The organism is Pseudomonas sp. D1HM (assembly GCF_019266105.1).
GTDB classification, from domain to species: domain Bacteria; phylum Pseudomonadota; class Gammaproteobacteria; order Pseudomonadales; family Pseudomonadaceae; genus Aquipseudomonas; species Aquipseudomonas taetrolens.
On record NZ_LRMN01000008.1, the window covers coordinates 165,198 to 173,140 of the forward strand.

Here is a 7,943-nt window from a genome sequence, read left to right on the forward strand (position 1 = left end):
TTGGGCTTTTCTGGCATAATCCGGCCCACTTTTTTCGCGGTAGTAGTGCAACTTTTTCTACTACAAAACGTTTGGCGCAATCGGCCAATGGCCGACGGGGAACCTAATGACGCAAGCTAATAACGCCGTGTACACCGATCTGAGCATCGACGATCTGGTCAAAGAAGCCCTGAGCCGTGGTGAAGGCGAGCTTGCCGACACTGGCGCACTGGTTGTCAAAACCGGACACCGTACCGGCCGTTCACCGGCTGACCGTTTCATTGTTGAAGAGCCGACCACTCAGGCTGCCATTGCCTGGGGCCCGATCAACCGCAAGTTCCCGGCTGACAAGTTCGATGCCCTGTGGGATCGCGTTGAGGCTTTCAACAACGCGCAAGAGCATTTCGTTTCCCACGTGCATGTAGGTGCTTCCGAAGACCACTACCTGGCCGTGAAAATGACCACCCAGACTGCCTGGCAGAACCTGTTCGGTCGTTGCCTGTTCATCAACCCGGCTCAGTTCAACCCGGCCGGTCGTGACGAGTGGCAAGTGCTCAATGTGGCCAACTTCGAGTGCGTGCCTGAGCGTGACGGCACCAACTCTGACGGTTGTGTGATCCTCAACTTTGCCCAGAAAAAAGTGCTGATCGCCGGCATGCGTTACGCCGGTGAAATGAAAAAAGCCATGTTCTCGGTGCAGAACTTCCTGTTGCCTGCTGTCGACGTACTGCCGATGCACTGCGCCGCCAACATTGGTGAAGAAGGCGACGTGACCCTGTTCTTCGGCCTGTCCGGCACCGGTAAAACCACCCTGTCCGCTGATGAAAGCCGTTACCTGATCGGTGATGACGAACACGGCTGGGGCGAAGGCGTGGTGTTCAACATCGAAGGCGGTTGCTATGCCAAGTGCATCGACCTGTCCGAGAAGAACGAGCCGGTCATCTGGAAAGCCATCAAGCACGGTGCGGTCCTGGAAAACGTTGTAATCGACGAGGCCAAGCACGCCGACTACGCCGATGTCAGCCTGACCCAGAACAGCCGTGCGGCCTACCCGCTGGAGCACGTTGCCAAGCGTTCCGAGAAGAACCTGGGCGGCGAGCCAAACGCTGTGATCTTCCTGACCTGCGACCTGACTGGCGTCCTGCCACCGGTGTCGATCCTCAGCGAAGAGCAAGCGGCTTACCACTTCCTGTCTGGCTACACCGCACTGGTGGGCTCGACTGAAATGGGTTCGGGCAGCGGCATCAAATCGACATTCTCCACCTGCTTCGGCGCACCGTTCTTCCCGCGTCCGGCTGGCGAATACGCTGAGCTGCTGATCAAGCGCATCCGCGGCTTCGGCTCCAAGGTTTACCTGGTCAACACCGGCTGGACCGGCGGTGGCTACGGCGTTGGCAAGCGTTTCAACATCCCGACTACCCGTGCGGTGATTGCAGCGATCCAGAGCGGTGTTCTGGTTGGCGCCGAAACCGAGCACCTTGACACCATCAACCTCGACGTGCCGTTGGCCGTTCCGGGCGTCGACACTGTTCTGCTCAACCCACGCAACACGTGGGCTGACACCGCTGCCTATGACGAAGCTGCCAAAGCATTGGCTGGCCTGTTCACTGAGAACTTCAAGAAGTTCGACGTCAGCGACGCGATCAAGGCTGCCGGCCCGAAGGCGTAAGCATTCGGTCAGTGCGTTGATCCACAAAAAAACCGCCTGAAAAGCGGTTTTTTTGTGTCTGCGATTTAGCCTTCCAGGATTTGCGTATCCCATTGGCCGCGCTGGACGGCTGCATAGAGCATACCGATGGTCAGCGGCACCTTGTCGCCCCGGCCTTTGGCGCTGCGCTTGAAGTGCGGGTCATTGCCCGCGGGCTGAAAATAACGGTACGCATCGTAATCGGCCAGCTCCAGCCCGAATCGTTCCTCAAGTGTTTCCATCAGGTGTTGGGCATCCGAGCCATTGCAGCCCAAGTCCCCGTTGATCGATGTCCTCAGGCTGATGGTTTTGTGCTCCGGCAGGCCGATTTCTTCATGCAGCAACTGCATCAGCTCGCGCAGGGTGTGGGTGTCAGGGAGGTCGGCGGCGAGTTTCATCATGGAAGGTCCGTAAGGCGGTTTACTTGATGTTAAGTGTGCTTTTAAAGGTGTCTTTGAAAATTCTTTTGATGGTGCTGCTTTCGGTGCTGGTTAGCTGATTCCCAGAGGGTGAGTTTTATTGAACGCCTGCATTCAACCTCTGGCATCGAGGCATTCTGACTCAGAAGATTTACACGCATAAGGAATGAGTCACCCCTCATGCACAGCCATGAGGTCATATCATGACATTTGCCATGCTCGCTAAAGTCGCTGCCTCTGTAACCGATCTGAAAAAAGACCCCAGGGGCACCTACCGTGAAAGCGGGGGAGATCTCGATAATCGCTGGGTGGTTCTGGTGCTTGATGTTGGTCGACGTGATGACAATGGCGCCTGCAAAGCAGCAAAAAAAACGCCTTCGTTGAGGTTTTCGTCTGCATTCGAGGCATCCCGCCTGACCCTGTATCATCCCCTCTCAATTTGCCCCCGACCTTTTCTCGATCGACTGTATATCTCGCGATAAAGTTTTGCGCTTTGCAGCGGTCAATGGAGTGACAGTGATGCATAACACCCTGGAACAGGTTTTCGGCTATCCCCAGTTTCGTGCCGGGCAAGAAGCGGCGATCAGTGCCGTGCTGGACGGGCGTTCGGCGGCGGCGATTTTTCCGACGGGGTCGGGCAAGTCTTTGTGTTACCAACTACCTGCGCTGCTCTTGCCGCACCTGACACTGGTGGTGTCGCCCCTGCTGGCGTTGATGCAGGATCAATTGGCATTTTTGCAACGCCACGGGATTGCCGCGGCCAGTATTGATTCGGCCCAAAGCCGGGAAGACGCCAGCGCGGTGATGGCGCGGGCCAAAGCGGGCGAATTGAAGATTCTGATGATTTCGGTCGAGCGCCTGAAGAACGAGCGCTTCCGTAACTTTTTGCAGCAAGTACCGATTTCATTGCTGGTGGTGGACGAAGCGCACTGTATCTCCGAATGGGGGCATAACTTCCGACCGGATTACTTGAAGCTCCCCGACTACCAGCGCCAGTTCAACATCCCGCAAGCCTTGTTGCTGACGGCGACCGCGACGCCGAATGTGATTGCGGACATGCAGGCCAAGTTCTCGATTGCTGAATCGGACGTCGTCACCACCGGTTTCTATCGCGCCAATCTCGATCTGTGGGTCGAACCCGTCTCCGGTGCCGCCAAGCGTGAGCGTCTGGTGCAGTGGATGGGCGAACGCAGCGGCCAGCCGAGCATTGTGTATGTCACCTTGCAAAAGACCGCCGAGCAGATTGCCTATCACCTGAACCAGCACGGCATCAGCGCCAATGCTTATCACGCCGGGTTGCCTCATGATCAGCGTGAAGGCATTCAGCGCCAGTTCATGAGCGGGCAATTGAATTGCATCGTGGCGACCATTGCATTTGGCATGGGGATCGATAAAAGCGATATCCGTAATGTGGTGCATTTCGACTTGCCCAAGTCGATTGAAAACTACAGTCAGGAAATTGGCCGGGCCGGGCGCGATGGCCAGCCATCCGAGTGTCTGGTGCTTGCCAATCGTGACAGTCTCAACGTGTTGGAAAACTTTGTGTACGGCGATACGCCTGAGCTGCAAGGTATCCGCTGTGTGCTCGATGAACTGCGGGCAGCGATTCCCGAAGGGCAGTGGGAATTCATGCTGTTGCCTTTGTCCGATCAGAGCAATATTCGTCAGTTGCCGCTCAAAACCTTGTTGGTGCAGCTGGAATTACGGGGCCTGATTGCGCCGCGTTATGCCTACTTTGCCGAATACCGCTTCAAGTTCCTGATTGACCCTGAAGCCTTGCTGGCCAGGTTCGAGGGTGAGCGCCAGCAGTTTGTTTCAGCGATCATCCAGACCTCCAGCCGCGCCCGAACCTGGGCCACGGTCAATTTCGACGCGTTGTACGCGCAGCACCAGGCCGACCGCAATCGGGTCGTCAAAGCGCTGGATTACTTCCAGGAGAAGGGCTGGATCGAGCTTGAAAGCAAGCAAATGACAGAGGTCTACAGCGTGCTGGTGAGTGACTTCGATCCGCAAGCACTGAGTCAGGAGCTGCACCGTTACTTCACGGCCCATGAGCACGGCGAGATCGTGCGTATCCATGCAATGCTGGCGTTATTCGCCAGTGATACCTGCCTGAGCTATCGTCTGGCGCAGTATTTTGGTGACGAGCAGGCGCCGCAGCTATGCGGGCATTGTTCGGTGTGCGCGGGTCAGGTTGCACAGTTGCCTGAGCCTCCTGCGCTGTTGCCGCTTGTGGATAAAAACGTTGCGGCGCTGTGCGGTGATTTTATCCACAGGCATCAGGCGTTCGTCGGAAGTTATCCCCCGGCGGAACGCCTGACACGTTTTCTGTGCGGAATCAGTGTGCCGTTGTTTACCAAAATGAAGGCACGAGCCATTCCGGGATTTGCGGCTTTGGAAAACTATCCATATGCCGATGTCCGCGAATGGGCTGCGAAAGAACTGCTTTCTCTGTAGATACTCTGTTGCCGGTCAAGCACCGGAGCTTTGCGACTACAGATCGTAGCAGTTGCCGAGATCAGCGAGGCTACGTCCGGCTGCGCAGCAGTCGTAAAGCCCGGTTTACCTGTCCATTGGATGCGCCACCTCTACGGATTCCGCCCGTGTAGCCCCTGCGGCGGCTACACGGGCGGGTATTGGCTAGCCCAACAGCTCGCGCAGCACCCGGGTGAAATCGCGGCAACTGGCTTCTTCATCGGCGTGGCGGCCATCGCGAACCACCCATTGGCCGTTTACCAGCACATCGCGTACCTGACGGTCGCCGCCGGCAAACAGCCAGCGATTGAGAATGGCGTCGTCCTGAGCCGTGGCCAGGTACGGGTCATTACCGTCAAGCACCAGCCAGTCGGCGCGCTGGCCAACGGCCAGGCCGGCAACCGGTTGGCCCATCGCTTGTGCACCACCGGCCAGGGCTGCGTCGTACAGGGTTCGGCCCACCATTGGCTGATCGCTGCGATACAACCGGTTACGGCGCTGATCACGCAAGCGCTGGCCATACTCCAGCCACCGCAGCTCTTCGACCACGCTTAACGAGACATGGCTGTCCGAGCCGATGCCCAGACGGCCTCCTTGGGCGAGGTAATCCACGGCCGGGAAAATACCGTCTCCCAGGTTGGCTTCGGTGGTCAGGCACAGCCCGGCTACGGCCTGGCTTTGCGCCATCAAACGGACTTCGTCAGCGTTGGCATGGGTGGCGTGTACCAGGCACCAGCGTGCATCGACATCAACATTGTCATACAGCCACTGGATGGGGCGTTTGCCGCTCCAGCCCAGGCAGTCGTCGACTTCCTTCTGCTGTTCGGCAATGTGGATGTGCACCGGGCAGGTCGAATCGCTGGCGTGCAAGACCTGCTGGATTTGTTCCGGGGTGACGGCGCGCAGCGAGTGGAAACACAGACCCAACTGTTGCATCGGGTGTTGCGCCAGCAGCGGCTTGAGTTGCTGTTGCAGTGTCAGGTACTGCTCGGTGCTGTTGATAAAGCGCCGCTGACCTTCATTCGGGGTCTGGCCGCCAAAACCTGCATGGCTGTAGAGCACTGGCAGCAAGGTCAGGCCGATGCCTGTCGAACGTGCGGCTTCGCTGATGCGCAGCGCCAGCTCCGCCGGATTGGCATAGGGCTGCCCGGCGGTATCGTGATGCACGTAATGGAACTCCGCGACCGAGGTGTAACCGGCCTTGAGCATCTCGATATACAACTGGCGGGCGATGACGCCGAGCTGCTCGGGGCTGATTTTACCCACCAGCCGATACATCAGGTCGCGCCAGGTCCAGAAGCTGTCATTCGGGTTGCCGGCCACTTCAGCCAAACCGGCCATTGCACGCTGGAACGCATGGGAATGCAGATTCGGCATGCCCGGCAGCAGAGGCCCGTTGAGACGTTCGGCGCCGTGTGCGTCGGCATTGGCATGAATGTGAGTCAGATAGCCTTCGGCGCTGACCTCAATACGGACATTGGTAGCCCAGCCTGTCGGTAAGAGTGCACGCTCAGCAAAAAAGACGGACATCGGTTCAGACCCCATGGTTTGTTATTTGTATATACATATACAGACGTTTGCCTGCCCGGTAAACTCCGGCAAGCTACGTCTCCTAACTCATGAACAAGGATTGCCTGTGTCGACTCCGCCTGTCGTGTCCCCGCTGGCCGCCCACATGGGCGACAGCCCGGCCCCGCTTTACGCCCGAGTAAAGCAGATGATCACTCAACAAATTCAGAGTGGTAACTGGCCGCCGCATTACCGCGTGCCTTCTGAAAGCGAACTGGTCAGCCAGTTGGGTTTCAGCCGCATGACCATTAACCGTGCGCTGCGTGAGATGACCGCCGACGGCTTGTTGGTCCGCATGCAGGGTGTCGGTACGTTCGTAGCTGAACCCAAAACCCAATCGGCGTTGTTTGAAGTCAACAATATCGCCGATGAAATCGCTGCACGCGGCCATCAGCACAGCTGCAAGGTCATTACCCTGGGCGAAGAAACTGCAGGCTCCGAACGTGCCGCCGTACTCGATATGCGCGAAGGGCAGAAGGTCTTTCACTCGTTGATCGTCCATTACGAAAACGGGATTGCCGTGCAAATTGAGGACCGTTTCGTGAATGCCCAGGTGGCACCGGACTACCTCAAGCAAGATTTCACCCTGCAAACGCCTTACGCCTATTTGTCCCAGGTCGCTCCGCTGACAGAAGGCGAGCACGTGGTTGAAGCGATTCTCGCTGACCCGCAAGAGTGCAAGCTGCTGCAAATCGAGCCCAGCGAGCCATGCTTGCTGATACGCCGTCGTACATGGTCAGGTCGCCAGCCCGTGACGGCTGCCCGCCTGATTCACCCCGGTTCCCGTCATCGTCTCGAAGGACGTTTCAGTAAATGAACGAGCTGAAAGTGTTACGCGCCGCCGATTACCCGCGCATGCCCTGGAAAAATGGCGGCGGCAGTACCGAAGAAATCACCCGCGATGCCGGCGAAGGCCTTGAAGGCTTTGGCTGGCGTCTGTCGATTGCAGATATCGGCGAGTCAGGCGGGTTTTCCCGTTTTGACGGTTATCAGCGCGTGATCAGCGTGCTTCAAGGTGCGGGCATGAGCCTGGACGTTGATGGTCAACGGACCCGGCCACTGTTGCCGTTCGACGCTTTCGCCTTCAAGGGTGAAAGTGCAGTCAACTGCACGCTCACGGATGGACCGATTCGCGACTTCAACCTGATCTATGCCCCTGACCGTTACAGGGCACGGTTGCAATGGCTGGACGCTGCCACGCCACAGACGTTGTTCAGTTCGGCCCATACGGTGCTGATTTTCAGTGCCGGCGAACAGGTCTATGCGCAGCTGGGTAACACCCATCGCGAACAGCTGGGACGCTACGATTGCCTGCAGCTCAACGGTAACCCTGAATTGCTGGACATCACGGTCACGGGTCGTTGTTGCTTGATCGAGTTGAGCGCGATCTAAACCTCTGCACTGAAACTGCAGGGGCGAGCTTGCTCCTGCAGGCGATCCGATCTGTCTGATACACCTCATCGATCTGATCGCGAGCACGCTGCGTCTGCAGGTGTGGATCAGATGATTGATCTGTTCCCCAGCCTGTTACCGAACGCCCCAAAAAGACGCATCAAGTAACAACTATGCGTTTTACGCGTCCTCTCCCAGAAATGCCCCGCCTCGTTTAAAGCCCGTATTTACGGGGCTTTCAATATTTTCATTGACGGATTCATCACGTTGGCCGTTAACTTGCATATGCTTGTATGTACAAGTACATAAGTGTGCGTCTGCCCATTTTTGCCTGACGCATCTGCCCATCGCTGAGGAGTTACCCGTGACTTCAACTACCCCAAAATCGCCTGCTGCGTTCACCCGCCACCGTGACGGTGAAA

Annotated in this window: 7 protein-coding genes; 5 read left to right on the plus strand and 2 right to left on the minus strand. The window is 57.4% G+C overall.

The window, feature by feature from the left end; genetic code table 11:
- Positions 1-106 precede the first annotated feature (106 nt).
- Positions 107-1,648, plus strand: a complete 1,542-nt coding sequence (locus AWM69_RS12585) for a phosphoenolpyruvate carboxykinase (protein WP_131654756.1) — start codon at positions 107-109, stop codon at positions 1,646-1,648.
- Positions 1,649-1,713: 65 nt separating this feature from the next.
- Here AWM69_RS12585 and AWM69_RS12590 read toward each other — a convergent pair whose 3' ends face one another.
- Positions 1,714-2,064: a DUF1493 family protein gene (locus tag AWM69_RS12590; protein ID WP_218727010.1), complete on the minus strand. Its 351-nt coding sequence runs from the start codon at positions 2,062-2,064 to the stop codon at positions 1,714-1,716.
- Positions 2,065-2,288: 224 nt separating this feature from the next.
- On the opposite strand from AWM69_RS12590, the gene AWM69_RS22890 reads away from it, so the two are divergent.
- Positions 2,289-2,567 (plus strand): hypothetical protein, encoded by a 279-nt coding sequence (locus AWM69_RS22890; RefSeq protein ID WP_256930316.1) that lies wholly within the window; start codon positions 2,289-2,291, stop codon positions 2,565-2,567.
- 37 nt (positions 2,568-2,604) lie between these two features.
- Entirely contained in the window at positions 2,605-4,542 is a 1,938-nt protein-coding gene (locus tag AWM69_RS12600) for an ATP-dependent DNA helicase RecQ (protein WP_131654755.1), read from the plus strand.
- 183 nt (positions 4,543-4,725) lie between these two features.
- Here the strand turns inward: AWM69_RS12600 and AWM69_RS12605 are convergent, their stop codons facing one another.
- Entirely contained in the window at positions 4,726-6,090 is a 1,365-nt protein-coding gene (locus AWM69_RS12605; protein ID WP_218726997.1) for a formimidoylglutamate deiminase, read from the minus strand.
- 145 nt (positions 6,091-6,235) lie between these two features.
- On the opposite strand from AWM69_RS12605, the gene hutC reads away from it, so the two are divergent.
- On the plus strand, positions 6,236-6,946 hold the full coding sequence (gene hutC, locus AWM69_RS12610; RefSeq protein ID WP_172601068.1) for a histidine utilization repressor: 711 nt from the start codon (positions 6,236-6,238) through the stop codon (positions 6,944-6,946).
- Positions 6,943-7,521, plus strand: a complete 579-nt coding sequence (locus tag AWM69_RS12615) for a HutD family protein (protein ID WP_131654753.1) — start codon at positions 6,943-6,945, stop codon at positions 7,519-7,521. Before hutC ends, AWM69_RS12615 begins: the two co-directional genes overlap by 4 nt.
- Positions 7,522-7,943 lie beyond the last annotated feature (422 nt).

What these genes read in the sequence shown, in the direction of transcription:
- AWM69_RS12585 (WP_131654756.1), top strand. Translation starts at nt 107, where the DNA reads ATGACGCAAGCTAATAACGCCGTGTACACCGATCTGAGCATCGACGAT.
- AWM69_RS12590 (WP_218727010.1), bottom strand. Translation starts at nt 2,064, where the DNA reads ATGAAACTCGCCGCCGACCTCCCTGACACCCACACCCTGCGCGAGCTG.
- AWM69_RS12600 (WP_131654755.1), top strand. Translation starts at nt 2,605, where the DNA reads ATGCATAACACCCTGGAACAGGTTTTCGGCTATCCCCAGTTTCGTGCC.
- AWM69_RS12615 (WP_131654753.1), top strand. Translation starts at nt 6,943, where the DNA reads ATGAACGAGCTGAAAGTGTTACGCGCCGCCGATTACCCGCGCATGCCC.
- AWM69_RS22890 (WP_256930316.1), top strand. Translation starts at nt 2,289, where the DNA reads ATGACATTTGCCATGCTCGCTAAAGTCGCTGCCTCTGTAACCGATCTG.
- hutC (WP_172601068.1), top strand. Translation starts at nt 6,236, where the DNA reads ATGGGCGACAGCCCGGCCCCGCTTTACGCCCGAGTAAAGCAGATGATC.
- AWM69_RS12605 (WP_218726997.1), bottom strand. Translation starts at nt 6,090, where the DNA reads ATGTCCGTCTTTTTTGCTGAGCGTGCACTCTTACCGACAGGCTGGGCT.